Genomic DNA, 26,006 nt, shown 5'->3' on the forward strand with positions numbered 1-26,006 from the left:
CATAAGGATCGCCGATCCTCCATTCTGCCTAAAGGTCAAATTTATATTGTTCCGGCAGCTCAGTGTTCAACAGCTTTTTTTGTTCCAGTGTGGTATCCGGCAGCTCATAAGCCTCCATGCGGGCGTCATAGACTTTCTTGGCGCGATCCCGGATATCGCCCTGCTCTTCACGGGTGTTCTCCTTGCAGCCCTTGCGGTTAAACACCTCGGAGGCCAGATAGTTATCTTCCCGGTATTCCTTAGGGGTACGTCCTCCCAGAAAGTTTCCTCTTGGACCTACCTTGGTGATATCCTTCAGCGCTTTTTCCTTCCGCTTGTCTGACACTTCAAAGCCCCTGCGCAGACGCATGAGATAGCGGATGGTTTCTTCATCCATGATGAATTTTTCATAGCTGGTCAGATTAAAGCTGCCCATTGTGCCGCAGCCGTGAGGTATCATCGCCGCCTGGCTCAGCATCGGCGCCATCAGCCCTACAAAGGATTCGACACCCGCCTGGTAATCGGTCTTAAAGGCATCCCCCAGAGCGCCGCCGACACGTACCGGAATTTTATAGAAATTTGCCAGGGCAATGTGTCCCAGTGTGATCAAAGCAAATTCCGGCGCGCCCATGCACAGCTGCACATAGCGCATATCCGACATGGAGGAAAGACTGGTATATAATACCGGAAGGCCCGGATTCATGAGCTGGGATAAAACCACAATGGATAAAATCGCCGCCGCATCCTCTACAACCGATCCATACAGAGAGCCCGGAGCGGTCAGGTTCGTCATGGAGCAGGCCGTAATGCTGATGGGCTGGTTCTCCTTAATGAAGCCCATAAAATGATCCATGGCCTCCCAGCCAACACCCAGTGGTGAGATGACGCAGGTGCCGCTGTAAATAACATATTTGTCATCATAGCCATAATATTTTTTGGCAAACTGAATATTCTCGCGCACACCCTGGGCTACGCTGCCTTTTTTGTAGTTGTGGATGGTCGCGCCCAGAATATTGTAGATAGGCTTGTGGCTGTATTTCATCAGCAGCGCCGTCTGCGCCAGCAGCGAATCCTTCGTTTTATCAAGACCCGGTACGTCCACAGCGATCTCACTGGTGACCTGCATCACATCCGAGGTGTCGATGAGCTTGTAAAAATTGACTAAATCATCGGTGTTGGTATCCGAATAAGAACCGTCAAAATTGAGTACCAGCGGTGTGCCGTTTGTCGGGATAACCACCGGGTCGTGGTCGAGGCCGACCTGTACTGTGCGGTCAAAACCCTGCAGCTCAAAGTTTGCTGGAACGGTTTCCAGTGCTTTGTTCAAAAGAGCCTCCCCAATATAAACCGTACCGTCCTCTACCCTCGCGCCATGCTGTTTAAAAATTTCAAGCGCTTCATCATTCTCAATTTTAACCCCAACTTCGCTTAAAACGCGTAAAACACCCTCATGCAGATTTTCAACATCATCCTTTGTAAAAAACACATCAGTTAAACTGTTACGAATCATTTGTCTCTCTCCTTAATCTCTCAAAAATTTTTCTAGTTAGTTGATGCTGTATATTAATGCAAGGTTTATGCCAAAACAGATTTCTCTATTTCTCACAGTTTCTTTGATTCTTATGTTTAATAAATATATTATTTTTAATACACTTATCTTATATTTCCTTTTCTATTTCTTTTATAAAGGGCTAATTAAAGGGAGTTGCCCCTTTGATTCATAAATGATACAATTGACCTGAAAATAAAACAAAAGCAGAACAAGCTTATTTTTACGAAGCAGAGAGGGCTGAAAATGAAAAAATCTGACCATGATCCTGAATACAGCGCTTACCTGAACAGCCTCCCCAGGGAAATGCTGTTGTCCATATTGGAAAATTGTTATAACGAAATTTTTGTCAATGACCGTGATGGCAGGATCGTCTATGTAAACCCGGCCTGTATCCGCCATTATGGCCTGAAGCCAGAAGATCTGGTCCACGCCAAAAACGCTGATGTTTTTCAGGGGAACTGGACGCCCATGGCTCTGGACTACGCCATTGATGAAAAGCGCATTATCTTTGCCAAGCAGCGTTTTATCCCCGCTGGCGAAGAGCTGGTTACCATTTTGACCCCGGTTCTGGATGAGGCCGGCAATATCGAGCTCATCATCGGTAATGTTCAGGAAAATGAAATCACCCACTGGGATGTTTCCTATAAGGATGACGACCTGAAAACCAGCCGTCGGCACAAGAGCAGTCATTTTAACTCCAATGAAACGCCCATCATCAGCCGTTCCTTTAACTATTGGAAAATCATCACTGAGCTCAAGCAGGTCTCAGACTCCACCATTCCAGTTCTCCTTCTGGGCGAATCCGGTACAGGGAAAACCTATGTGGCTGAGTACATCCATGAGAACAGCGGACGCGACGGGCTGTTCATCACCCTCAACTGTACCGCCATTCCTGAATCCCTGTTGGAATCCGAGCTTTTTGGCTACGCGCCCGGAGCCTTCACAGGCGCCAGCAGCAAGGGGAAAATAGGCCTGATCGAAATGGCCAGCAACGGCACATTGTTTTTGGATGAAATCGGCGACCTGCCCCTCTACCTTCAGGCCAAGCTTCTGGATGTGCTTGAAAACCAGCGGTATATTCCCGTCGGCGGCACAAAAATGGAGTATGTGAACATCCGCATCATCACTGCCACCAACAAAGATATCGACACACTGGTAAAGGAGGGAAAATTCCGAGAGGATCTGTACTGGCGTATCAGTACCTTTAATACCATTTTGCCGCCGCTGAGAAAACGGCGGGATGATATTCTTCCCCTGTCCAACTTTTTCCTCAAGCTGTTCAACGAAAAATACGAAAAAAATAAGACCTTCTCGCAAGAGGTCCTCAGCGCCTTTATGCGCTACAGCTGGCCCGGCAATGTGCGCCAGCTCAAAAATATGATCGAGCGCCTGGTGGTCGTCACCATGGGCAATATCATCGACCTCCAAAAGCTCCCGGAAACCATGCTCAGAGAAAACCACAATACCCCAGACAACAGCGCTCTTACCCTTGACGAACGTGTGGAGGCATTAAAAAAGGACATCGTCCGCGACGCCTATAGGAAAAACCAGACCGTCCGCAGGGCTGCCGCCGCACTTGGCATTACCGCCTCCAAAGCACAACGGCTGATTAAGGAGTACTGCGGAGATTTACAAAAAGAAAATGAAGGGTAGCTCTACCCTTCATAATTTTTTCTTATAGCCTGCATTATCTTCCTGATAGCCATTCGCTTCGTAAAAACGGCAGGCATCCTTCCGATTCTCTTCTGTTACCAGAATGATCTGGGTGCATCTGCGTTCTTTTGCCTGCTTTTCCAGAGCGCCAAGCAGAGCCTTACCAATATCGCTCTGCATGTCGAAAAACTGCATTTTTCTTATTTTCACAGCTATTCCATCCTTTTGAGCTGCTCCATCTGTCTCCTGAAGTCCGCTTTGTTTTCCTCTGGGGTCTTGGTGGGATCAGGGGTATCGAAATAGCGGCGGCAGGGCAGCTCTCTGCATTTTCCACAATGAGACTGTTTCCTCTCAAGGATACAGCATTCATAAATACCGCAGACATCCCCTCCGGTATACTCAAGCCAGAAAGCTTTCCCCTCAATGGCTGGACAGCCCGCACAGGTTTCAGGGTAATACTCACAGCTTGTACAGACAACGCCGCAGCAACTGATGATTTCTTTCATGATATTCCCTCCTTAAGGATTCGTGGAACAAATGACTTCTTTAAACCCAGCATAACGGAACTAAAGTCTTCTGTCAATCTTTTTACAGTCTGTATAATAAACTTGAGAGATGAAGCCTTTTACCTAAGAAAGAAAAAACGTTCTGCGGGTACTGGCCTCACACCGATATCTGTTTCACTAAAGTTGATACTTCATCTCGCCAGTGTCCGGCTGGGCGGATAATTTTACACGATTTCTGGCCGTTATTCAAAGCGCCTGAACTTTTTTTCTTATCTGGATAAAAGGCGCAGTCTCCAGCCGCGGCACTTTTGACAGTTTGAAACGAAGGGCTCACACCCTTCGTTCATTGCCCATTATTCTATAAATCAACTTTCTCAAACCGCCGGATGGAAACACGGCAGGCCACAAACATGCCCAATATGTAAATGACGATTCCGGCTGCCAGAACCGGCAGCTGTCTCAGCATCATAGATGGGTTGGTAGTGTCCAGATATGTACCGGACGCCGGAAAATGCACCAGAGCTTCCATCACAATAATATACAGCCACAGAGGGATCTGCGCTATGATAAAAGCTTTTCCAACATTATAGGCTGTTTTATAAAACTGTGTCAGAAATATTACGTTAAAAATGGTAAACATGATCAATACAAAGCCATAAAATGCAGGATTCGGCTCAATCCCTACCGGATTCGGCGGCAGCACATACGCCCGCAGAACCGCAAATGGAACAGAGATAAGCACCTCACCAAGCTCCACCAGCACTACCAGAAGGCATCTTGCCCTGACAACATCTCCTTTTGAGATGGGCAGCGCTGCGGTATAAAAGGTATCCTTGTTTTCGCGCCCGTTCTGAAAGGTAAAGAAAAGCCCAAGGCAGCCAAAGAAAAAAGGAACATAATAGGGATAGCCAGGAATCATCAGCATGGCGCCAAAGAACATAAAAATAAACATCGGCGGCAGACTGGTTAAAAGCAGTTCTTTATAAAGCAATGCTCTCATCATATTTTTTCCTTTCCATATGAACCATAATATCTTCCAGTGACAATTCCGGGTCGCTTTCATTATCTTTAAGATACTGGAAATGACGGACAAATGCTTCCCGATCTTCACTGGCGAGAATGGTGCCGTCCTTAATATAGGTAATCGTATCCGCGCATTTTTCCAGGTCTGATGTGATGTGCGTTGAAAACAGAATGCTGCGGTCACCCGACTGCACCAGTTTTTCAAACAGCATCAGCAGATCCTCTCTCGATACAGGGTCCAGGCCGCTGGTCGGCTCGTCAAAAATCAAAAGTCTGGCGTGGTGAGAAAGCGCCAGCGCTATGAGGTATTTAACCCGCATGCCGGCAGACAGCTGGTCCACCGTTTTACGCTCATCAAGCTCAAAAAGCTTTAAAGCCTGCTGATACTTTTCGTCATCCCATTTTTCATAAAACCGGCTGGTCACTTTTGTGATGGTCTTTAGCTTCTTTTTGGGATAGTAATCAATTCCTCCCAGCACCACACCGATATTCTGCTTGCACCATGCTTCGTTTTGATTGAAATCTTTTCCCAGCATTTCAATGGTGCCGCTGTCTGGATGGACCATATTCAGCATGGCCTTGAGGGTGGTGCTCTTTCCCGCCCCGTTTTTTCCAATAAAACCCATAATGCTGCCCTGCTTTACGTTAAAGGAAACCTCCTTTAACTCAAAAGCCGGATATTTTTTGCTGAGATTTTTGACAGATAACAGATTCATCTATTCCTCGCCTCTTTTCACTGCGTCCATGATCTGGGCGGCAAGCTCCATAAAAACATCTTCCTTTACAATGGCAATACCGGCTCTCTCAGGGTCTTCATCGCCAAGAACCATCAGCCGGTCACCGGGCTTTATATCAAAAATTTCGCGTGCCTTTTTGGGAATAACAATCTGCCCCCGCTCACCCACACTTACACAGCCAAACATATGCTTATCCTTTGGTGGGATGGCCAGTCCATCCTTTTCTTTTTCATTATAATTCACAAGGTCATCCAGGCTCACATTGTACATTTCAGCCAATGCGTTGCAGTTAATGACATCCGGCGCGCTTTCGCCGTTTTCCCATTTTGCCACAGCCTGACGGCTGACGCCGATTCTGGAGGCTACCTCTTCCTGCGTATACTGGTTCATTTTCCGGAGTGCTGTCAGATTCATACTTAAATGATTTTTCATATTTTTCATACCTCCTGATACCCATTTTAACAGAATCTGACCAATTGTCTACCAACCATCATTAACAAAATATGTTTGTTCTGGTTGCATTAAAAAAGGATGCCCTGAGGCATCCTTTAAGCTTCAACCTGCTTTTTACTGATAATGGCTTTGTTTTCCCACTTTTTACTGCGGTAGCGGATATAATTGACCAAAAGACCGACGCCCCATCCCATGGGGATAGACCACCAGATTGCGCTGGAACCGATCATTCCTGCCAGAATATACGCTGCTGCGATACGGACAACAAAGTTTGAAAGAGAGCCCATCATAAAGGCTGTGGCATCTCCTGCGCCGCGCAGCACACTGCCGGCTGAAAACATGAGTCCCATGACCACATAAAACACTGAAACGATACGGATATATTCAACGCCAACCTGAATAACACCCGCGTCTGCCACAGAATCCACAAAAGCGCCGATAAAGACATCCCCGAATAAAAAGATCAGCCCGGAAATCGCAAGGCACATGATTACAACAATCAGAATTGTTACCTTAAAACCCTCGTAAACACGCTCTGTACGGCCAGCGCCGATATTCTGCGCCGTAAAGGTGGACAGCGACATGGTGACGCTGAGCAATGGCTGAATCGCGATGGAGTCGATCTTAGTCGCTGCGGTATACCCTGCGATAAAGACCGAGCCAAAGCTGTTTACCAGGCCCTGGATTGCCATCATCGAGAACGATACAATACACTGCTGCACCGTTGAGGGAATGGCATAGGCCAGCAGATCCTTCAGCATTTTAAAATCAAAAACACAGTCTTCCCTGTGGAGCTTGAGCACCGGCACTTTAAAATAAACATAGATCAGGCAGGTAACTGCCGATACGCCCTGGGCGATCAGCGTAGCCCAGGCCACACCAGCCACACCCATGTTAAAATAAATAACAAATACCAAATCCAGCACAATATTCAAAAGAGCCGCGACAATCAAAAAATACAGTGGGGTTTTTGAATCGCCGACTGCACGGCATATTGCGGCCAGGCCGTTATAGGTAAACAAAAAAATGCAGCCCATGTAATAGATGTTTATGTAGGTGGACGCGCCTTCAAAAATATTGGCCGGCGTCTGGATTAAATGCAGCAGCCAGTCTGAAATCGCAAGGCCCAGCACACAGACCAAAGCTCCGACAGCCAAAATAAAAACCATGCTGGTAAACACCGCACGGCGCATATTTTTCTTGTCCCCCGCACCAAAATACTGGGAAATAAGTACAGAACAGCCCATACTCAGCCCCATGGCGACCGCCACCAGTAAAAATACCATTGCCGCCGTCGAGCCCACCGCTGCCAGCGCATCTGCGCCGACATAATTTCCAACAATAACGGTATCAACAATATTGTAAAGCTGCTGAAAAATGTTTCCGAGCAGCATGGGCAGCATAAAAACCATTAAAATTTTCGCCGGTTTGCCCCGGGTCATATCATTAACCATAAATTTTCACTCTCCTCCAAAATTCTCATTTTTAAGACGGCCTGCCTCAGCCGTCACTTTCCTGATTAAGCTTCCAAACTTTTACTGCTATCCTTTCTGACAGCTCATCAAACAAGGCCTTTTCCTCTTCTGTAAATTCTGCCATCACTTCTTCTTCCAGCTGCCTTCTGCTTTCCTTGATAAGGACTACCGCCTTATTGCCGGCCTCGGTCAGATAAACGCGCTTTTCTCTTTTGCTTTCACAATTGGTTTCACGTTTAATGAGCCCCATATCTTCCAGCGCGGACAGCGTTTTTGCCACAGTGGTTTTGTTAAACTGAAAAAAACGGGCAATGGCGTGCTGGTTAACACCGTCATTGTGTTTTAAATACAAAAGAATGGACTGCTCTGTATTATTGAGCTGCATACCGCCCAGCCGCTTTTGAAATAAGATTTCGCTGTGGCGGTAAATGATTGAGATATTTTTAAAAAACATCGTTTCCTCCATATCGTTTGGCCGTAAACAGTTTCTAGCTAAACAGTTTACCTATAAACTATTTTAAATTTAATTTTGTTTTTTGTCAATCAAAAAAAACAGGCAGATCGCCTGTTTTTCGTTTTCTAATTTTGACTTCCCAGCAGATTTTTAAGCTCAGGGATATATGATTCCAGTGAAGCCGCCGCGGTTTTTACCTGTTCGTTAGCTGAGGACAGCGCGTCATAATCTTTGTTTTCGATACCGGTTTTATATTTTGCCACCGCTGGTTTAAGCTGATTTGCCACATCGGTAAGCTTACTGTGAAGATCCACATAATTCTGAGGCACCTTATCATAACCAATAATGGCGTCACAGGCTTTATCCACCTGATCCAGCTGCTTATCCATATCCGATACCCACGCGCTGTCAGACAGAGAATCCTCTGTAAAGCCTGACAGTTTATCCTGAATATTCTGTACTGTAGTGGTCATCGAGGTAAACTGGCTGCCAAGAAATCCAAGGTACTCAGCCTTTCCTGCTGGCCCGTCCTTGCTGCCGCAGCCAGCCAATACCAATGAAGTCACCAAGACCGCCACTGTAGACATAAAAAGCTTCTTTTTAACTTTCATGTTTCCCTCCGCAGCCTCCACAGCTGCCGCAGCCCTTTCCTGAAGCTCTGCAGCACGCAGCGATTGTGTCTTCTGTAATGCCAAACCAGTTGGCGATTTCCGTGTTGGACGGGTAACCGCCCTGCTTTACCAGCACACCGTCGATCAGGGTAATGGGCAAAACCTCAGGTCCTTCGGCGTCCAGCAGGTTTTCAACCATTTCGTTTTCGGCAAAATCCTTTTTCATTCCGATTATATCATAGCGCTTCACCGTTTCCCCGGCGTTAACAAGTGCCTGAATCACCGCGTCCATACGCGCGTCTTCATCCGACACGTCAATGGCCGCCGGCTCGAAAAGCTCTAATACTTTCATTCGAATCCTCCCAATTTATGATAATCTCATTGTAACACCAAAATCTTAATAAATTCAGTTAAAAGTAAAGATATTCTTTCAAGACCACAAAAAAACAGCCCTTCTATCATTTACAAGGCTGTTTTTCTGCCGCTTCAGAGCAACGCGCTCAGAATATTTTCTCGGCCTGCCACCGCACCATGTCCTGGCAAAAACTGCTGACAATTGGTTTCAAGCAGCTTTTGTAAAGAGTTTTTTACCTGCCGCTCATCGTTGGCAAAGGGTGGATAGACCTGCTTGTTTCTATGGATAATAGCATCGCCAACCAATGCAATATCTTCATTCAAAATCAGACTCATGGAGCCCTTTGTATGGCCAGGTGTGTGAAGCACACGCAATCCCGGCCCAATGTACTGTCCATTTTCAACCGCCATGACATTTCTGCAGGGCTCAAAGCAAGTCCAAAGCCCAAGGGCTCCCGCCACGCTCACAACTTTTTTGGTAAAGGGAAGCGTTCCCTGGGGCAGCGGGCAGCAGCCGTCCCGAAGCGCTGTCCGCTCATGAGCATGTACGTAGACCAGACAATTGAATTTCTTTTGAAAACAGGCAGCATTTCCCACATGATCGGTATGGACGTGGGTTAAAATAATACCGTCGAGCCCGCTGATTCCAAGCTTCTTAAGCTGCCGTTCAATACTCTGGCGCTCCATCACCACGCTGGTATCTACCAGATAGACAGCGCCGGCACACTGAATCACATAGCAATTACATCTTAAGGTATTTAAACGCTCAATGGTGATCCCGCCTGAGGTTGTCCATCTTTTCATCTCCGTCCCCCCTTCTGTCAATTCACATCTTTTATCCCGCCTTGACAGGCCGCCGGAACAAGCGTACAATGAATTCATTCTGATTACAAGTGAGGATAAATATGGAACCTATCTACCCTACCGACATTTATGAATACCTGCCCCACAGCAACTGCAAACGCTGCGGGGAAGATAACTGCATGGCCTTTGCCGACAAACTTTCTAAAAATGAAGCCAATCTCAGCAGCTGCGCTCCACTCCGGCTTCCTGAACAGGAGAGAAACCGGAAAGCGGTGGAAAAACTGCTGAATGGCTGACGTTTGCTTCGTTGCGCTCAGCCTCCCGCGCAGACGGGCACAAAGGTGACGACATCGCTGGGTTTCAGGCCTGTCCGCATGCCGTTGTGCAGATTGACATTATCGCTGTTCAGCAGGATCAGACACCGCTTGGCTTTCGCTGCCGCCTCTTTTCCATGGGCGGCTTTTATTTTTGCCAGCACCTCTTTAATATTTGCCGCCTCCAGGCTCTCCTGCGCTGTGCCGGTTAATGCCCTCAACGCTCCGAAATATTTTACTGTAATCATAAGCTTCCAAGCCCCAGGCGCTTGAGCGTTGGCCATGTTGGCACACCGCGCTCATCCCAGCCCCTCACCTTGTAGTATACCGGAAGCATTGTCTCGAGATCTACCCTGGTGCTGGGATCAGTTGGTTCCTGAAGTTCGTCTGTCAGCCGGCCTGGCAGGCTGTCATTCTCAGCAGTCAAACCTTCCCGCAGATTAAAGAGCCGTTCAATGGTAAAACCGCGCTCACCAACTTGAAGGAACTCTCCGGTCGTCATACGCATACCGGTAGCCAGCTCAATGGCCTTGCAGTGGGGCATCAGATACATGGTTTTAACAGGTAGCAGTCCCGGCATCAAAGGCCACATATTTCCAAGAACTCCCCGGGCCATGATCATAGCCTTTCCTGCCGTATGGGTTACCGGGCTGACTGGTCCCATATGATACAAAATCGACGGGATCATGGTCTGCATGGTGAACAGGCAGAAGCCTGCCGCCGAACCGGCTTCCATGCCGTTCTGCATAAAAGCGGTAAGCTCAGGCTTTCCCTTTGTTCCCTGTGCACCGACACTCATGACACCCACGGATTCCATCAGCGCCAGATAGCCGCCGTTCAGATGACAGCCTCCGCGGTTGGAGGTCGCATAGCCAAGGCCCATGCCAACTGAGCGCCGCGGCTCATAAGATGCCAGTTCCATGCCCTTAGCGTTGATGGCAAAATCTGCCCCGCCGTATTTTTGGGCCAGCCTGGCGCTGCCCTCAGCCAGCTCGTCACCAATGTCCTGGCGATACGCAATTTTTTCGATGATCTCCAGCAGGTTGCCGGTTTCCCCAAAGCGAAGTCCAAAGTCTGCCATTTCCCTTTCCTGAAGTTCCATGGCAAAGGCCAGTGTACCCGCCAGGGAAATAGTATCCAATCCCAGAATATCGGCTTTATAATTAATCTCATTGATCAATTCCAGATTGCTGTTTTCAATATTTGAGCCAAAAAGACCCACGGTTTCAAACTCCGGCCCTTTTACCTCGCGCCCGTCAACCATCACACGCCGCTCACACCGTATGGGACAGCTTACACAGCCACTGTTGCGGGTCAGGTACTTATCCGCAAGGGTCTCCCCGCAGATTTCCTCCGCAGCTTCAAACTGGCCCCTTTTAAAATTATGGGTCGGAAGCGCGTGTGAGGCATTGGCGTTATTTACCAGACCGGCAGTACCGTAATGGGGCAGGCTGTCACCCGTCATGGGATGATTCTGAATGAATTTCACCCACTTTTTCACATAGGCGTCAAAAGCTGGTTTGTTGTAAAGCTCTGGCCGTTTGGTTCCATAAGCCACAATACCTTTCAAATTTTTAACGCCCATTACCGCGCCGCAGCCGCATCGTCCGGCTACCCGTTCGCCTGAAACAGCGCAGGCATAGCGCACCCTATTTTCTCCGGCCGGCCCGATGACCACCTTCCCATAAATCTTGGGAAAGCGTTCCTGAACAGCCTCGGCATCCAGCCCCCACAGGTTTTCTGCGTCACGAATCGTCACCTCGCCGTCCAGAATTTCCAGATATACCGGTTTTTCTGCTCCGCCCACCAGAATAAGCCCGTCCACTCCGGCGCGCCGCATCATCATACCAAAGCTTCCGCCGCAGTTGGATGAGGCGATTCCCCCAGTCATCACATTTTTAAAGGTCATGTTAAAACGACTGGATGAGGGCGCACCAGTGTCCGTCATAATTCCTGTGTTGATAATCAGAATATTTTCTTTTGACAGAGGGTCTACACCCTTTGGCAGCAAATCATAAAGCAGCTTGGCTGCCAGCGTTTTACCGCCTAGATATGCCCTCACAACCCCTTCTTTGATGGGCAGCGGGCGTATTTTACCTGTGCTCAGGTTAATATGCAAATAATTCAAAGGCTTCATTGAATCACCTCCATGCGAATTGCTGAAAGAGGACACAGGCTTTCGCACAGGCCGCATCCCACACAGGCCTTTGGTTTGACCAGATCTGCGTATACGCGGATATCGCCTTTAAAAGCCGGCATCGAAATTGCCAGACATCCAAATCGGCAGCCGTCCACGCACATTGAGCAGGCACTGCACACAGCTGGTTCTATCATTGGTTTTTTCCATTGATCCTTTGGCTCTTTATTCGTGATCTCTCCTCTGTTGTCCAAAATGGCAGCCTGTGGACAGGATCTTCCGCAAACACCGCAGTCGATACAGCGCTTGTCATTCACCACATGCTGCTTTTTCTTTTCACCGGTGATGGCCATCACCGGACAGTTTCTCGCACAGATCGTGCATCCGATACATTTCTCTGTAATGGTATAGGCCATCTTTATCCCTCGCTTCCTTGTTTATTATCTTTATTATAACAGGTTTTTTGTGAATTTGGGGAACAAAAAAGACTCTGATAAAAACTCAGAGTCTCTTGTTCTTTTGTATTCTTAATTTTAGAATTGACTTTACCGCGCTCGTTCTCTCGCTGTCGCTCGCTCCTTACTCGCTGCCAATTTTGTTTTTCAAAATTGGACGGCTTCGTCTTTATTTGTAAAAAACTTTATTCCTCCTTCGGAGGTTTTTTTCAAACAAGACGTTTGCTTCGTTGCGCTCGTTCTCTCGCTGTCGCTCGCTCCTTACTCACTGCCAATTTTGTTTTCCAAAATTGGACGGCTTCGTCTTTATTTGTAAAAAACTTTATTCCTCCTTCGGAGGTTTTTTTCAAACAAGACGTTTGCTTCGTTGCGCTCGTTCTCTCGCTGTCGCTCGCTCCTTACTCACTGCCAATTTTGTTTTCCAAAATTGGACTCAGCTTCAATAATCAACTGGTTCTTCGACGCAGTCCATGACCATTTTGGCGAAGGCCATGCAGGCGGTTTTACAGGCGGACTGAGTCCCGGTTACGATGGCGCCGCCGCGGTTGGAGACGGTTGGCGGTCCAAAGAATTTTACAACCTCTACATCAGCGGCTGTCAGAGCTTCATCGACGCCCATCATAGATTCCAGCGGAGGGCCGACAAGATAGGCGACGGATGAACCAACAGGCAGATCACAAACTTCTGCGAGGTAAGTACCAATTTTTGAGATAACCTGTGCATAAAATTGTACCCCGTCATCTTCACGGGCGCTGAACAGACAGGCATTGTGCTCGGTAAAATGTGTAATGGTCCGCAGACCGCTCTCAACATCGCTGATAGATGGCCCTGAGATAATGCCGATCATTTCTCCACCGTAGGCACAGCCAAGTCCCCCGTAGGTCGATTTGGCATAGCAGACCTGCACATTGGCCTTTTTGGTCGCTTCATCTGCCGCCACATAGCCAATATCCTCATTATCGGTGGTAAAAAGGCCGATGTCAATGTGGCCTTCAGGCAGACCGAATTCTTCAATCATGATATCTTCAATGTCTGTCATCAGTTTGCTGGACAGAACATGTGCTTTCAATAAATCCCCGGTCATTTTTTGAACTCCCTTTTTTAAGATTTCTGTATTGTTTATTATCATACCATCTGTTATTTTGTTAGTAAAGAAGAAACTCTGCCCGAGTCATGGAAAAATTTGCACCAAAAATGATATATACCCCCTTTCCACAGACTATTCACACTTTTATCACGAAAAAACACAGTTTATCCACATGGTTATGCACAACCTGTGGACTTAATTCCTGTAATTTTCGTTAAAAGCCATTTTTTATTCTAAAACTTATCCACATTATCCACGTTAAAATGTGGACAAAAAGTGAACAAAAAGTGGAAAACTAATCTTTATATTCCTCGCAGGCTTGAACAAAAGCCTTAAGAGGAGGTGATAAAAACTTGTTTTTGTGATAAATCAGCGTAAAACTCCGCAGCAAACGGATTCCCTGGATCGAGAGTATGCAAAGCCGCCCCTGCTCAAAATCCCGTTCTACCAGGCGTTTGGAGAGCACTGCCAGACCCTGGCCATCCATTACTGCATTCTTAATGGCTTCTGTATTTGTACAGGTCCATTTTTCCACAATCTCCACACTTTCTCTGTCCAGTATCTTTTCAAAAAAGCTGCGGGCTCTGCTGCCTTTTTCACGTATCACAAAATATTGTCCCTGCAGTTCATCAAGACTGATGGTCTTTCGGCCGGCAAAAGGATGCCCCGTGCCACAGATCAACACCATTTCATCCTCCACTGCCGGTATCTGGATAAGATCCTCGCTGCTTACCTCGCCCTCAACAAGCCCGAGGTCCAGATCACTTTTTAAAATCATAGACTCAATGACTGGTGTGTTGTCCACCAGAACTGTCAGTGTAACTGGCGGATTTTCTGCCTCAAACCGGCTCACCAGCTCGCTGAGAATGGTAGTTCCAACTGTCACTGTTCCGCCGATTTTAAGGGTTGTATGTTCAGTGGAATACTTCATCTCCAGTTCCATTTCATCAAACAGCGCCACAATATGCCTGGCGTAATCTAAAAGCCTCTCACCTGCCGGCGTGATGTAAAGCTTGCGGGAAAGCCGTTCAAACAGACGTACATTATAGTATTTTTCAATATCTGCGATGGCCTGGCTGACAGATGGCTGGGCAATAAACAGCTGGTCGGCAGCAGCGCTCATCTTGCCTGTCTCCGCAACTGCCAGAAATACTTTCAGATGCCTGATAGTCATAATTATCCCCCATTGTTCTTCTATAGGTATTTAGCTATTAAACTGATTATAAAATACTATTTTACAATCGTCAAGAAATCCGTTAATCTATAGACTGAAGAACAAAGAATATTTTCACCTAAACGGAAAAGGAGATTTACAAGCTTATGAACATCGCACCTGAAGAAATTAAACGCGTCAAGGGACAGGGCTTCCTGTTCAATAATGACCACGAACATTTTGCTGCCCGCGTTATCACAGAGGACGGCGTTTTAAACGCCGCTCAGTTTGCCTGCCTGAGTGAAGCGGCTGAGAAATTCGGGAATGGCAACATTGCCTTTACCACTCGTCTTACCGTGGAAGTACAGGGCTTGACCTGGGATGATATTGTACCTTTTCAGGAATTTATCGCTAAAGAGGGCATGGTAACCGGCGGTACTGGCCCAAAAGTCCGCCCTGTTGTTGCCTGTAAAGGAACGGTCTGCACCTATGGCCTGATTGACACACAGGGTCTTGCCCGCGAAATACACGAGCGTTTTTACGAGGGCTATCGGGACGTTACACTGCCTCACAAATTTAAAATTGCTGTTGGCGGTTGCCCAAATAACTGCGTAAAACCTGACCTCAATGACTTAGGTATCGTCGGCCAGAAAATCCCCAATTATAATGATGCGCTGTGCAAGGGCTGCAGCAAGTGCTCTGTTGAGGACCGCTGCCCAATGGATGCTGCCACTGTAACAGACGGAAAACTCGTCATTGACGAGGAAAAATGCAACAACTGCGGTTTATGTGTTGATAACTGCCGTTTTGACGCGATTCCTGACGGTGAAGTCCGTTATAAAGTTTATGTTGGAGGCCGCTGGGGAAAATCGATCCGCCGCGGCACTGAACTAAAAACATTGTTTACCCGCGGCGAAATCATGGATGTTGTGGAAAAAGCCATTCTCTTATACAAAAAAGAAGGGCAGAACAGCGAACGTTTTGGCTCTACCGTTGAACGCCTGGGCGCGGAAGCTGTAGAGCGCGCTCTGACCACTAATGATTTATTAGACGAAAAAGACAATATTTTGGGTATTGCGACCGTATCTGGCGCTACCTGCTGATTTTTTTAAAGGCCTCCAGAAACAATGGAGGCTTTTTATACGTTGTTTTTCACAGAACAATCTTCTATAATGAAATTATAATCAGGAGGTAACGCCTAATGTCTGTATCACTCAACGAAAAATTCTATCGTGTCATCGCAAATATCCCAGAAGGCCGGGTAGCCACTTACGGGCAGGTAGCTCTTCTGGCTGGCCGTCCCCGGGCTGCAAGAGCCGTGGGCGCTGCCCTCCGCCATGTTCCCGCTCATCTGGAACTCCCCTGTCACCGGGTTGTCTTCAGTGACGGCTCCCTTTGCAAGGGACTTATTTTCGGCGGTCCTGGTATTCAGGAACAGCTTTTGAAAAAAGAAGGCGTGGCTTTTCTGCCAAACGGCAAGGTCAATATGCGGTGCTGTCTCTGGAAAATTGCTGAAGACTTTTCCCATTAAAAGGGAAAGCTGACAGCTTCACATCCTTAAAATACAGCTCCCTTAATACCGCATTATCCGCTGGAATACCAAGATTTTCAGCTATACCCTCAAGATGGTAATAGACCTCACGCACATCTTCCAACAGCTTTTTTTCTTATAACAAAATTTCTGTTTTTCATGTCCGCTGTCTGATTTTATGGTAAACTATTAAAAAACTCTGGGGTCTCTGACATGAAATCAAAAAATATTCAGAATACCCTCATTGCCTTTATTCAGACCTTTCCGGCACTATTGGCTTTTGAGGTTGTATATAAAATACTTTGCTCCGTTCTGCTGAAACCGCTGCTGTCATTTATCATGCAGATTTTTTTGAACCTCAGCGGCTACAGTCTGGCATTTAACGAGCGAATTCTTAATTTTTTTACCAATATTCCCGGGGTCATTACCCTCATCATCATGCTGGCGCTGGGCGCACTTATGGTTTATTATGAGTTTTCTGTCATCATCTTAATGCTCTACCACAGGCTTCATAAAAATCCAATCCGCCTTGGCACTGCCATGAAAATGGCTTTAACGACCTATAAAAGCCTTGAAAATTTTGGCTCGGTTGGTTTTACTGCCTATGCGCTGGGGCTCCTGCCGCTGATACATATCGGCTTACGCCCGTCGCTGCTGCCGCAGACCCGGATTCCCAATTTTATCACCGGAGAGCTGTCAAAAACCCTGCTTGGAAATATTGGTGTTTACCTGTTTTACGTGGTTATATTTGTACTTTTTGTTATTCTGCTTTTCGTACTGCCCGCCATGGTTCTGGACCGCGTTTCGTTCATGAAGGCTTCACGGCGAAGCTTCAGTATTTTAAAAAAAGGGCGTCTGCCTGATGCTTTAGCGCTTGGCATTTACCTGATTTTATGGATTGTTTTGTTTAACTTTCCAGGGTTTGTACCCACTTATTTCCCCGGTATCTCCGGCAACGGCCCTTTCACTGTTTTCCTGAGTCTCTTTTCAGGAAATATGTTTGCGCCGCTTATGGGCTTTCTGCTGGCAGGCCTGCTGCGCATCACCCTCATTCTTTTGCTTTTAACGATCCTGACTGCGGGCTACAGCAGGCTCGATGGACGGGTAAATATTGACGGGGAAGCCCTTCCCTTTATTGACGAAAGGCTTGGCCACACAAAGGAAAAGGCCATGAGTTTTTTTCATATTTCACGCCATACGGCCAAAAGCGCCTGGACGCATATCAAAGCCCATCCCTTTTTTATCAAACACCAGAAGCCCATTGCTCTTGGCGTTGTTATTCTGGCTGCCGTAGGCATGTTCAGCCTCTTTTATAATCCACCCGCTTTGCACAGCCCCATCGTCATCGGGCACCGCGGAAGCTCGGAGGGTGTGGAAAATACCCTCGGCTCCATCCAGGGGGGGATTGACCAGGGCGCTGACTACGCGGAAATTGACATTCTTTTATCTAAAGATAACGTGCCAATGGTCATCCACGACAGTAATCTCCAGCGTCTTTCCGGCGAAAATGTCAACGTCTATGACCTGACCGCTAAGGAGCTCGGTGAACTGACCTTGTTCCAAAACGACGCTAAGGGGAAGATATCAACTCTCGAAGAAGTAATAAAGGCCACAAAAGGACAGATCAAACTGCTCATTGAGTTGAAAACCCACGGACACGAAACCGCTGACGTTGCCGCTGAAACCGCCAAAGTCGTTGAAGCGCAGAATGATGAAAAAAATTGTATGTTCATGTCCCTGGACTACAGCCTGGTGGAACAGCTAAAAACCCTGCACCCCGAATATACGGTTGGCTACTGTGTCTACGGCAATCTGGGCAAGGCAGACACAAGGCGGCTGGTCAATATGGACATTGACTTCCTCACCGTTGAGGAGAATATGGTCACAAAAAGCCTGATCAGCAAAGCCAGAAAAGCATGGCTCCCGGTTTATGTCTGGACGGTGGATGAGTCCAAGGCCATGCGACAGTATCTCGATCTTGGGGTGCTCGGCCTGATTACCGATAAACCCGCCGCAGGCCGTGAGGTTATTGACCAACAAAACCCATGAAGCCAGTCGATGTTTGAAGCTGTTTAAAATGGGTATTTCTATTTTAATAATTACTAACCATTATAAAATAGAAGGAGATAATTGATATGTTTGATTTGACAGATAAAGTAGCGGTCGTCACAGGCGCCTCCAGCGGGTTAGGCGCAGATTCCGCAAGAGCATATGCGCAAAACGGCGCAAATGTTGTACTGCTTGCCAGAAGAAAAGAAAAACTGGAGCAGGTGGCCTCCGAAATTTCCGGAATGGGCCGAAAGGTTTTGGTCATTTCCTGCGATGTGACTGACGAAGAATGTGTTAAAAAAGCCGTTGAAGAAATAATCGAAAAATTTGGCAGAATTGATATTCTGCTCAACAACGCCGGCGTTGCTGTCCGCGGCGGTGTAGATACCCTGACCGTAGAAGACTGGGACCACGCCATGGATGTCAATGTCAAAGGGATGTTTATTATGAGCAAATATGTCGTCCCGCATATGAAAGAACAAAATTACGGAAAAATCGTTAATATCAGTTCTGTCAACGCGCTGATCGGGGACAAGGCCGATATGTTTATCCGCCACTCCTACAACGCCTCCAAAAGCGCGGTTCTTGGTCTGACAATCGGGATGGCTGCCTCCTATGGGCAATTTAATATCACCGTTAACGCCGTATGCCCAGGGCTTTTTGAATCCGAAATGACAAAGGATACGCTCTTTAAGTCTGAAGCCTTCCTTCAGGGGTACAGCGCCCAATGTCCTATGAGCCGTCCTGGAAAACGCGGCGAGGTCAGCGGACCGGTACTTTTCTTTTCCAGTGATGCTTCCAGCTATGTCACTGGCCAGCACATTGTCGTAGACGGTGGCACTTCAATCGTCTGACAAATAAATTTACGCCCTGTCATCTCCCCTCCGCACTGCTGCGCATAGTGGAGAGACAGGGCTTTTTATTTTACAGTCCAAAAATACGGCGGGCTTCCTGCATATTGACAACAACATCCACACCAAAGGGACAGCGCTTCAAACAGCTTCCGCATTCGATACAGTCTGAGGCGTGCACCGCCAGCGCTTTATAATGCTCAGCTGTGGCTCCTGGTAGTCTGCCCCCATGCTCTCTGGCGACATCCAGATATTTTGTCACTGCCGCCACATCAATGCCCATGGGGCAGGGCTGGCAGTGATTGCAGTACATGCATTGCCCCTGCATCTGAAAGCTGGGCGCTTCGGCAATAGCGCTGTAGTCCCTTTCCGCCTCAGTGCTCTGGCAGTAGGCTGCCGCCTCGTCAATTTCATGAAGCGTGGAAAGGCCAGGCAGCACAGACACTACTCCAGGACGATCCAGCGCATAGTGATAGCACTGCGCCGGTGTCATGGCTTTTCCAAAAGGTGAGCTTTCCGCTGACAAAAGCCGCCCTGCAGCCAGCGCTTTCATGACAGTAATGCCAATTCCAAGGGCCTCACAGAGCTGATACAAAGCGATTCTGGCCGGAGCGATCCCCAGCGCCCTTTCATCCACCGATACGCCTCTAAATTCCATGATATCCTCAACCTCCCTCTGTCCGTGGTCCAGATCATAGGCTGGGTTGAGGCTGAACATGAGCATCTCGTACAAGCCGGTCTCCACCTGTTTCATGGCAGTAACAGCATTGTGCGAGCTAAATCCAAGCTTTCGGATAACGCCATGGCTCTTTAAATCCAGGGCATACTCCAAAATACCGCTTTTTTCTACTGCTTCACAATCCTTTTCCGAATCCAGAAAATGAATTATCCCAAAGTCCACGTGGTCCTGCTTCAGCCGGTCCAGCATATCCTCAAAGGAGCGCTTCACCTCTTCCAGATTTCTGCTGCGGATATACTGCCCATCACCACCGCATACTGTACATAAATGCCCCTGTATCATCATTTTGCCAGGGTGCGTCCTTATTGCCTCTCCAATCGCATCTCTTATTTCCGGCTGGGGCATGTAAAGATCCAGCAGGTTAACGCCAAGATCCATGGCGTGGTGGATCATCTCAATGATTTTCTCCCCGGGCATTCCCTCCAGATAGACGCCTCCAAAGCCAATCACACTGACTGGTGTCTCGATCCCCTTTATTCTTCGATATTCCATAGCAATTGCTCCTTTCCCCATTTAACCGTATTATATCACCCTTTTCTCCTGCGAAACAGATGTAAAATTTCGTCGGACAAAAGCCCTTTTCTTCTTGACCCTGCTCCCTCTTCAGACTTACAATAAAAGCAGCCCACCAAAGGAGTTCTTTATGACTAATTATAAAACCAGTATTTTCAATGATGTGCTGGGGCCTGTGATGACTGGACCTTCCAGCTCCCACACAGCCGGCCCAGGCCGTATCGGATACTTTACCGGCAGTCTGATGCCGGATTTTAAATCCGTTCAGCTGATTTTTCCCAAAAGCAGCTCATATGCCACCACCTATAAAGGTCAAAAGTCGGATATTGCCTTTGCCGCTGGCCTTCTTGGCTTGCCGCTAAACCATCCTGACTTTAAAAACAGCCTCCGCCGTCTTAAAGAAAAAAGCATTGGCTTTGATATCTGCCTGACCGACACAGCCTGCGAGCATCCTAACACCTGTGACCTTGTTCTTGGGGGCCCTTCCGGGCGTCTCTGTGTCACTTCTCTTTCCATAGGCGGCGGAATGTTCTGCATAACTGCCCTCAACGGTGCCCCCGTCGATTTCAAAGGGGACTGTCCTGTACTCGCAGGATTTTACACTACGGAAACACAGGGCGCTCTCAGAACCTTTCTGGAGACGCTGCCACCAGCCATCGCTGACACCAAAAGCCTGATCTGCGGCACTGGTTTTTATGCGCTGCCGCTGAAAGCATCCACTTCGCCCGATGAAATTAAAAGACTCATAAAAACAGCACCGGAAACACTGCGCTATATTCCCGCCATCCTTCCTGTACCCACGCCCGCGCAAGCAGCGCTGCCTTTCAGCACCTCTGGCGCGCTCACCGCATTTTTAGACAAAAATCCCATGCCACTCTGGCAGGCCGCAGTTGAATATGAAGCCGCCAGGAGCGGATGGGCTGCGGAGAAAGTGCTGAGCTATTCCAAAATGCTCGTAAAAACCATGCATCAATCCATAAGCTTTGGTTTGCTGGACGCTTCAAATGGCGAAAGCCTTACAAACCGTTCGGCCCGGTCAATGGCAGCGGCAGCTTCTGCCGGCAGGCTTCTTTCCGCCAGTCCTTATCAAAACGGAGCAGTCTACAGCACCGCTGTCATGGAGGCCAGCAACGCCATGGGCGTCGTGGTCGCCGGACCAACGGCAGGCTCCTGCGGCGTGCTTCCCGGAGTGCTCTTCGCACTGCTTCAAGAGACAGGAATACCCCCTTCTTTCCCGCCTGTTTTACCTGAAAAGGCTTTAGAACAAGCTGCGAAGGCCTTACTGTGCGCTGGCATCATCGGCGTATTCATCGCAGAGCAGGCTACCTTTGCCGCCGAGCTTTGCGGCTGCCAGGCAGAGAACGGCGCTGCCAGCGCCATGGCCGCAGCGATGGCGGTCTCCCTCGTGAACGAAGACCCGATCTTATCTCTGCGCGCTGCCTCTACCGCGCTGCAGAATGTCCTTGGACTCATCTGTGACCCGGTTGCCTGCAGAGTTGAGATCCCCTGTATCAGCCGGAACGCCATGTCGGTTTCCAATGCTCTGACCAGCGCGGAAATGACGCTCGGCGGCTACGATTCCCAGATACCTCTTGACCAAACCATCGAGACAATGTACCGCGTGGGCCGCCAGCTCCCATCTGAACTTCGCTGTACTGGAAACGGCGGACTCTGCCTTACTCCGGCTGCTCTTGCGATGGCAAAAAATGCGGGACAGCCGCACGAATGACGCTTTTTACCGCTTAAATAAACTCACGATTTTTTTAAATTGTGCTATAATGATAAAAAGCCTAAAATGAAGAGGAACAGCCATGATAAAAATTGCCATCTGCGACGACCAGCCCGATGAGCTGGCTGAGCTGGCCGCCATTATAAAAAACTACTGTAAAAGCAGACAAAAGACGATCTCTCTGGACTGCTTCCAGTCCAGCCATGCCCTGCTGGATACCGTGGAGGGGCAAAACCACTTTGATATTCTAATTCTGGATATTATTCTGCCAGAGATGGATGGCATCGCCTTAGCCAAGGCGCTTCGGACCATTGATGATGAGAGCACAATCATCTTTTTGACCACTTCCCCAGACTATGCGCTGAAATCTTATGAAGTAAATGCTTTTCAGTACCTTCTTAAGCCCCTTGACAGACAAAAATTTTATGACATCCTGGATAAGCTGTTGGACCGACTGACGCTGACCCAGACTCAGCGTCTTGTCATAACTACCCCTCAGGGCATCCAGAGCCTGAAGGCCTACGACATTACCTATGTGGAGCATATCAGTCATGTGCTCTATATCCACAAAAAGGACGGCGCCGCCATTGCCACGGCCAACTCGACCATTACCCTGACCGAACTCGAAAATCATCTCAATGATCCCGGCTGTTTTTTGCGGCCACACCGCGCATTTATAGTAAATCTCCATGCTATCAGCACCTTAAATTCAGACAGCTTTATTCTGGAGGACGGCACGATTATCCCCATTGCCGGACGCCGTTACACAGCGGTCAAGGAACAGTATCTCAATTTTCTTCTGCATAATAAAGGCGGCCTCCTGCTATGATGTCCGGAACCTTCTGCCAGTCATTTTTACGGGCGTCTTTATCCCTTTTATGTACCATTAGCCTGATTTTTGTTATGACAGAGTTCCGCTATTCCCGCAGGAAGTGTTTTTTGATCATTTTCTTTTTCTTTGTAGCCGCTATGACGATCAATGGCATTATTCTCTATGCAGCAGGTCTTGACGTGCTCTTTCGATATTTTCTGTTCACCACGACCCTGCCCTGTGTTATTCTGCTGGCCGTTTTGGCAAAGGATGATATCTTTAAAGCCCAGTTTAACTTCTGGACCCAGATCAACCTTTTTTTTGCCATTGTCATACTTTCCTATTATGGCACACAGGCCCTGGGCGGCGGTTTTTATACAGAACTGCTTCTGAGGCTTCTGCTCTATGGGGGTGTCTTTCTGCTTTATACCCGGTATCTGCGCAAGCCCTTCCGGCTTTTCGCAAAATCATTGGAAACTGGCTGGATTTTGATCTCCTTTGTACCGGCACTGTTCTGTACAGTGATCATTTCTCTGGTGCTTTTTCCCACAATTTTTTATGAAAGGCCCCAGGTCCTTCCTACACTGGGGCTGGTCTACCTGACCATGTTTGGCGTTTATGCGGTGATCTTTATTACCTTTCAGCGTTCCTATGAGCTCACCAGCGCCCGCCGGGAGGCCGAATTTCTAGGCCTTCAGATCAATCTGCAAAAACGCCAGTTTGATACTCAGCAGCAGAAAATGGAGGTTATCCGCATGTACCGGCACGATATGCGCCACCACATTGGTATTATCATCGCTTTTTTGCAGGATGGACACCCGGAGAAGGCCGAAGCCTATTCCCGCCAGATACAAAGCATGATTGATGAAACTTCCTATTATCAGTTCTGTGAAAATTATCTGGTGAACACGCTGGTTTCTTTATACACGGATCTGGCCATGACAAAAGGCATCACGATCTGCAGCGATCTGTCCATTCCCAGAGAGCTTTTTGTAGAGGATACCGACCTCTGCGTCATTTTCTCAAACGCCCTTGAAAATGCCCTTAACGCCTGCAGCAAGCTCCCTGCTTCTGATGAACGGAGCATTGATCTGATCTGCCGGAAGTATCCGGATAAGCTTGTCATTGAAATCAGCAACAGCTTTAACGGCCAGGCTGAGTTTAATGAAGAAGGCCTTCCCGTCAGCCACGACGAGCATCATGGCATCGGCACACAGAGCATTGCTTTTATTGTAAAAAAATATAGCGGCATTCTGCATTATAAAACAGAGAACCGCCTGTTTACACTCCAAATTTTGCTGAACCATTAAAAAAACGGCAGTATGCCGTTTTTTTAATGGTTCATTTTACAAGCTCAGACAAATTTTCCATAACGCTCACGTGAGGCACTGTTTCAAAATCTGCGGCGGTGGTTGTGCCTGTGGTCACGGCTGCAAAGTGCACCCCTGCATTCTGGGCGGTGCGGGCATCAACCAGACTGTCACCGATATAGAGTGTTTCTTCTCTGCCACATTTCAGCCTGTCCAACGCCTTCCAGACCCCTTCCGGGCTTGGTTTGGCTGTTTCCACATCCTCGCCGCCGATAACCAGGTCAATCAATTCATCCATACCATAAAGGCGGATAGTGCTCTCAATCCGATAGCGGTATTTCGTGGAGATAATCCCTGTTTTCACTCCCTGTTTTTTTAGTTTTCTAAGCATGGGCAGCGCTTCGGGGAACAGCTTAGTGTTTGCCACCATCACTTCATCGGACTTCTCGACATACTGTTTCCGGTAGCCGGCAACGGTCTCCCGGTCCTTAATGCCCGTCAGCAGCATAAACGCCTCCTCCAGGGTTAAGCCAATGGTTTTCTTAATGGCATCCTCCTCAATCCCTTTAAAGCCATTGCGTTCAAAAACATGCTGGAAACACATGACGATGCCCTTTTCTGAATTTGCCAGTGTATAATCAAAATCAAAAAGATATGCTTTGTAATCCATTTTCTACCTCCTGGTATCACAATAGCTTTATTATAGCAGTTCTGCTGTCTTTTTTACAGCTTTCCCTTTGTTTTATGGTAATCCGGCGTTATAATAGAATTCAGAATTTAAACGAAGAAGGGATCAGTATGTTTGGAGAATGCCATGCCCACATGATCATGGATGGTGTATGCTTCCGTGAAGCCGCGGCAAAACACAGAAACGGCCCCGATGAAGCCCTGATCCGGCAGGTCCTGTCAGCCTACCAAAAACGGAATGTCCTCTTTATCCGTGACGGCGGCGATAATCTGGGCGTTTCACGGCTGGCTGCCGACCTGGCGCAAGAATACGGTATTGACTACCGGACGCCGGTATTTGCCATCCACCATCGGGGTTACTACGGCGGAATCGTTGGCTTTGCCTATGACAGCCTGAAGGAATATGCCCGGCTTGTTCAGAAAGCCCGCTCCTATCGGTGTGATTTTATAAAAATCATGACTGCCGGCATCATGGATTTTGACCACGCCGGACGTTTAAGCTGCCCGGGCCTGCCAGGGCAGGAGGTGGCTGAAATGGTTCGTATCGCCCATTCTGAAGGCTATTCAGTCATGACCCATGTCAATGGCGCCGATCATATAAAAGTTGCCCTGGAGGCTGGTGTGGACAGCATTGAGCATGGCAACTTCATGGATGCGGAATGTCTTTCTCTTTTGAAGGAAACCGGAGCAGTCTGGTGCCCTACCATTGCCATAACCGGTAATATCATCGGTAGCGGACGGTATAATGACACTGTTCTGACAAGCATCCATGAGCGGCAGCTCGCCAATATCCAGAGAGCCTTTGACCTCGGGGCCGCCGTAGCCCTTGGCAGTGACGCCGGAGCCTTCCGGGTGACGCATCCCCGGGGGGTTTTTGATGAGTATGGCTATTTCAGGCAGGCTGTACCTGACCAGGCCTTTCTGGACGCCCGGCTTGCAGAGGCAGAGGCAACGGTGCGGGAAAGGTTTAAGGCTGGAGGGATTATAATGGAAAATTGAAAATGGAGAATTTTTCATTTTTAATTTTCGTATGCAGCAG

Annotated in this window: 28 protein-coding genes; 10 read left to right on the plus strand and 18 right to left on the minus strand. The window is 48.0% G+C overall.

What is annotated here, in order from left to right:
• Positions 1 to 28 precede the first annotated feature (28 nt).
• Positions 29 to 1,489, minus strand: a complete 1,461-nt coding sequence (gene mtcB / locus BUC22_RS14305; protein ID WP_013378688.1) for an L-carnitine--corrinoid protein Co-methyltransferase MtcB — start codon at positions 1,487 to 1,489, stop codon at positions 29 to 31.
• 285 nt (positions 1,490 to 1,774) lie between these two features.
• On the opposite strand from mtcB, the gene BUC22_RS14310 reads away from it, so the two are divergent.
• Entirely contained in the window at positions 1,775 to 3,184 is a 1,410-nt protein-coding gene (locus BUC22_RS14310) for a sigma-54 interaction domain-containing protein (RefSeq protein ID WP_013378687.1), read from the plus strand.
• A gap of 9 nt (positions 3,185 to 3,193) precedes the next feature.
• On the opposite strand, the gene BUC22_RS14315 is transcribed toward BUC22_RS14310, so the two are convergent.
• The 10 genes from BUC22_RS14315 to BUC22_RS14360 form a co-directional block, all read right to left on the minus strand.
• Entirely contained in the window at positions 3,194 to 3,394 is a 201-nt protein-coding gene (locus BUC22_RS14315) for a GNAT family N-acetyltransferase (protein ID WP_013378686.1), read from the minus strand.
• A 2-nt stretch (positions 3,395 to 3,396) separates the two neighbouring features.
• Positions 3,397 to 3,690 (minus strand): DUF3795 domain-containing protein, encoded by a 294-nt coding sequence (locus tag BUC22_RS14320; RefSeq protein ID WP_013378685.1) that lies wholly within the window; start codon positions 3,688 to 3,690, stop codon positions 3,397 to 3,399.
• 358 nt (positions 3,691 to 4,048) lie between these two features.
• The gene (locus tag BUC22_RS14325; protein WP_013378683.1) at positions 4,049 to 4,693 is read right to left on the minus strand and encodes an ABC-2 transporter permease; all 645 of its coding nucleotides are present in this window, start codon (positions 4,691 to 4,693) and stop codon (positions 4,049 to 4,051) included.
• Complete coding sequence (locus BUC22_RS14330; protein WP_013378682.1) at positions 4,671 to 5,429, minus strand: ABC transporter ATP-binding protein; 759 nt, start codon at positions 5,427 to 5,429, stop codon at positions 4,671 to 4,673. Before BUC22_RS14330 ends, BUC22_RS14325 begins: the two co-directional genes overlap by 23 nt.
• A complete protein-coding gene (locus BUC22_RS14335) occupies positions 5,430 to 5,882 on the minus strand; it encodes a helix-turn-helix domain-containing protein (RefSeq protein WP_013378681.1) in 453 nt (150 codons plus the stop codon).
• A gap of 116 nt (positions 5,883 to 5,998) precedes the next feature.
• Positions 5,999 to 7,357 (minus strand): MATE family efflux transporter, encoded by a 1,359-nt coding sequence (locus BUC22_RS14340; RefSeq protein WP_013378680.1) that lies wholly within the window; start codon positions 7,355 to 7,357, stop codon positions 5,999 to 6,001.
• Between the two features lie 46 nt (positions 7,358 to 7,403).
• The gene (locus BUC22_RS14345) at positions 7,404 to 7,832 is read right to left on the minus strand and encodes a MarR family winged helix-turn-helix transcriptional regulator (protein WP_013378679.1); all 429 of its coding nucleotides are present in this window, start codon (positions 7,830 to 7,832) and stop codon (positions 7,404 to 7,406) included.
• 125 nt (positions 7,833 to 7,957) lie between these two features.
• The gene (locus BUC22_RS14350) at positions 7,958 to 8,443 is read right to left on the minus strand and encodes a DUF6376 family protein (RefSeq protein ID WP_013378678.1); all 486 of its coding nucleotides are present in this window, start codon (positions 8,441 to 8,443) and stop codon (positions 7,958 to 7,960) included.
• Positions 8,433 to 8,795: an arsenic metallochaperone ArsD family protein gene (locus tag BUC22_RS14355; protein WP_013378677.1), complete on the minus strand. Its 363-nt coding sequence runs from the start codon at positions 8,793 to 8,795 to the stop codon at positions 8,433 to 8,435. The genes BUC22_RS14350 and BUC22_RS14355 overlap by 11 nt, the downstream gene beginning before the upstream one ends.
• A gap of 134 nt (positions 8,796 to 8,929) precedes the next feature.
• A complete protein-coding gene (locus tag BUC22_RS14360; protein WP_013378676.1) occupies positions 8,930 to 9,601 on the minus strand; it encodes an MBL fold metallo-hydrolase in 672 nt (223 codons plus the stop codon).
• 101 nt (positions 9,602 to 9,702) lie between these two features.
• On the opposite strand from BUC22_RS14360, the gene BUC22_RS14365 reads away from it, so the two are divergent.
• Positions 9,703 to 9,897, plus strand: a complete 195-nt coding sequence (locus BUC22_RS14365) for a (Fe-S)-binding protein (RefSeq protein WP_013378675.1) — start codon at positions 9,703 to 9,705, stop codon at positions 9,895 to 9,897.
• Positions 9,898 to 9,914: 17 nt separating this feature from the next.
• Here the strand turns inward: BUC22_RS14365 and BUC22_RS14370 are convergent, their stop codons facing one another.
• From BUC22_RS14370 to BUC22_RS14390, 5 genes are all read right to left on the minus strand, one after another.
• Positions 9,915 to 10,163 carry a MoaD/ThiS family protein gene (locus BUC22_RS14370; protein WP_013378674.1) on the minus strand — a complete coding sequence of 83 codons (249 nt, stop codon included), beginning with the start codon at positions 10,161 to 10,163 and terminating at the stop codon, positions 9,915 to 9,917.
• Positions 10,160 to 12,052 carry an aldehyde ferredoxin oxidoreductase family protein gene (locus BUC22_RS14375; protein WP_013378673.1) on the minus strand — a complete coding sequence of 631 codons (1,893 nt, stop codon included), beginning with the start codon at positions 12,050 to 12,052 and terminating at the stop codon, positions 10,160 to 10,162. Before BUC22_RS14375 ends, BUC22_RS14370 begins: the two co-directional genes overlap by 4 nt.
• Positions 12,049 to 12,468, minus strand: a complete 420-nt coding sequence (locus BUC22_RS14380; RefSeq protein ID WP_013378672.1) for a 4Fe-4S binding protein — start codon at positions 12,466 to 12,468, stop codon at positions 12,049 to 12,051. The genes BUC22_RS14375 and BUC22_RS14380 overlap by 4 nt, the downstream gene beginning before the upstream one ends.
• 478 nt (positions 12,469 to 12,946) lie before the next feature.
• Positions 12,947 to 13,591, minus strand: a complete 645-nt coding sequence (gene eutL, locus BUC22_RS14385) for an ethanolamine utilization microcompartment protein EutL (protein WP_038351958.1) — start codon at positions 13,589 to 13,591, stop codon at positions 12,947 to 12,949.
• A 298-nt stretch (positions 13,592 to 13,889) separates the two neighbouring features.
• Positions 13,890 to 14,768 (minus strand): LysR family transcriptional regulator, encoded by an 879-nt coding sequence (locus BUC22_RS14390; RefSeq protein ID WP_013378670.1) that lies wholly within the window; start codon positions 14,766 to 14,768, stop codon positions 13,890 to 13,892.
• Positions 14,769 to 14,914: 146 nt separating this feature from the next.
• Between BUC22_RS14390 and BUC22_RS14395 the strand changes: the two genes are divergently transcribed.
• From BUC22_RS14395 to BUC22_RS14410, 4 genes are all read left to right on the plus strand, one after another.
• Positions 14,915 to 15,850, plus strand: coding sequence for a 4Fe-4S binding protein (locus BUC22_RS14395; RefSeq protein WP_013378669.1), 936 nt, complete (start codon positions 14,915 to 14,917; stop codon positions 15,848 to 15,850).
• Positions 15,851 to 15,948: 98 nt separating this feature from the next.
• Entirely contained in the window at positions 15,949 to 16,278 is a 330-nt protein-coding gene (locus tag BUC22_RS14400; RefSeq protein WP_013378668.1) for an MGMT family protein, read from the plus strand.
• A 213-nt stretch (positions 16,279 to 16,491) separates the two neighbouring features.
• On the plus strand, positions 16,492 to 18,327 hold the full coding sequence (locus BUC22_RS14405) for a glycerophosphoryl diester phosphodiesterase membrane domain-containing protein (RefSeq protein ID WP_013378666.1): 1,836 nt from the start codon (positions 16,492 to 16,494) through the stop codon (positions 18,325 to 18,327).
• A gap of 86 nt (positions 18,328 to 18,413) precedes the next feature.
• Positions 18,414 to 19,181 (plus strand): SDR family NAD(P)-dependent oxidoreductase, encoded by a 768-nt coding sequence (locus BUC22_RS14410; RefSeq protein WP_073383109.1) that lies wholly within the window; start codon positions 18,414 to 18,416, stop codon positions 19,179 to 19,181.
• A gap of 70 nt (positions 19,182 to 19,251) precedes the next feature.
• On the opposite strand, the gene BUC22_RS14415 is transcribed toward BUC22_RS14410, so the two are convergent.
• The gene (locus BUC22_RS14415) at positions 19,252 to 20,409 is read right to left on the minus strand and encodes an aldo/keto reductase (RefSeq protein ID WP_013378664.1); all 1,158 of its coding nucleotides are present in this window, start codon (positions 20,407 to 20,409) and stop codon (positions 19,252 to 19,254) included.
• Between the two features lie 151 nt (positions 20,410 to 20,560).
• On the opposite strand from BUC22_RS14415, the gene BUC22_RS14420 reads away from it, so the two are divergent.
• The 3 genes from BUC22_RS14420 (at position 20,561) to BUC22_RS14430 (ending at position 24,280) form a co-directional block, all read left to right on the plus strand.
• Positions 20,561 to 22,159 (plus strand): L-serine ammonia-lyase, iron-sulfur-dependent, subunit alpha, encoded by a 1,599-nt coding sequence (locus tag BUC22_RS14420; RefSeq protein ID WP_013378663.1) that lies wholly within the window; start codon positions 20,561 to 20,563, stop codon positions 22,157 to 22,159.
• Positions 22,160 to 22,241: 82 nt separating this feature from the next.
• Positions 22,242 to 22,988 (plus strand): LytR/AlgR family response regulator transcription factor, encoded by a 747-nt coding sequence (locus BUC22_RS14425; protein WP_013378662.1) that lies wholly within the window; start codon positions 22,242 to 22,244, stop codon positions 22,986 to 22,988.
• A 110-nt stretch (positions 22,989 to 23,098) separates the two neighbouring features.
• The gene (locus BUC22_RS14430; protein WP_158308575.1) at positions 23,099 to 24,280 is read left to right on the plus strand and encodes a GHKL domain-containing protein; all 1,182 of its coding nucleotides are present in this window, start codon (positions 23,099 to 23,101) and stop codon (positions 24,278 to 24,280) included.
• A gap of 31 nt (positions 24,281 to 24,311) precedes the next feature.
• Here BUC22_RS14430 and BUC22_RS14435 read toward each other — a convergent pair whose 3' ends face one another.
• Positions 24,312 to 24,950, minus strand: a complete 639-nt coding sequence (locus BUC22_RS14435; RefSeq protein ID WP_013378660.1) for an HAD-IA family hydrolase — start codon at positions 24,948 to 24,950, stop codon at positions 24,312 to 24,314.
• Between the two features lie 128 nt (positions 24,951 to 25,078).
• Between BUC22_RS14435 and BUC22_RS14440 the strand changes: the two genes are divergently transcribed.
• Positions 25,079 to 25,966, plus strand: a complete 888-nt coding sequence (locus BUC22_RS14440; protein ID WP_041689799.1) for an amidohydrolase family protein — start codon at positions 25,079 to 25,081, stop codon at positions 25,964 to 25,966.
• The last annotated feature ends 40 nt before the right edge of the window (positions 25,967 to 26,006 follow it).

The sequence above is a fragment of the Eubacterium callanderi genome, assembly GCF_900142645.1.
GTDB lineage: Bacteria > Bacillota > Clostridia > Eubacteriales > Eubacteriaceae > Eubacterium > Eubacterium callanderi.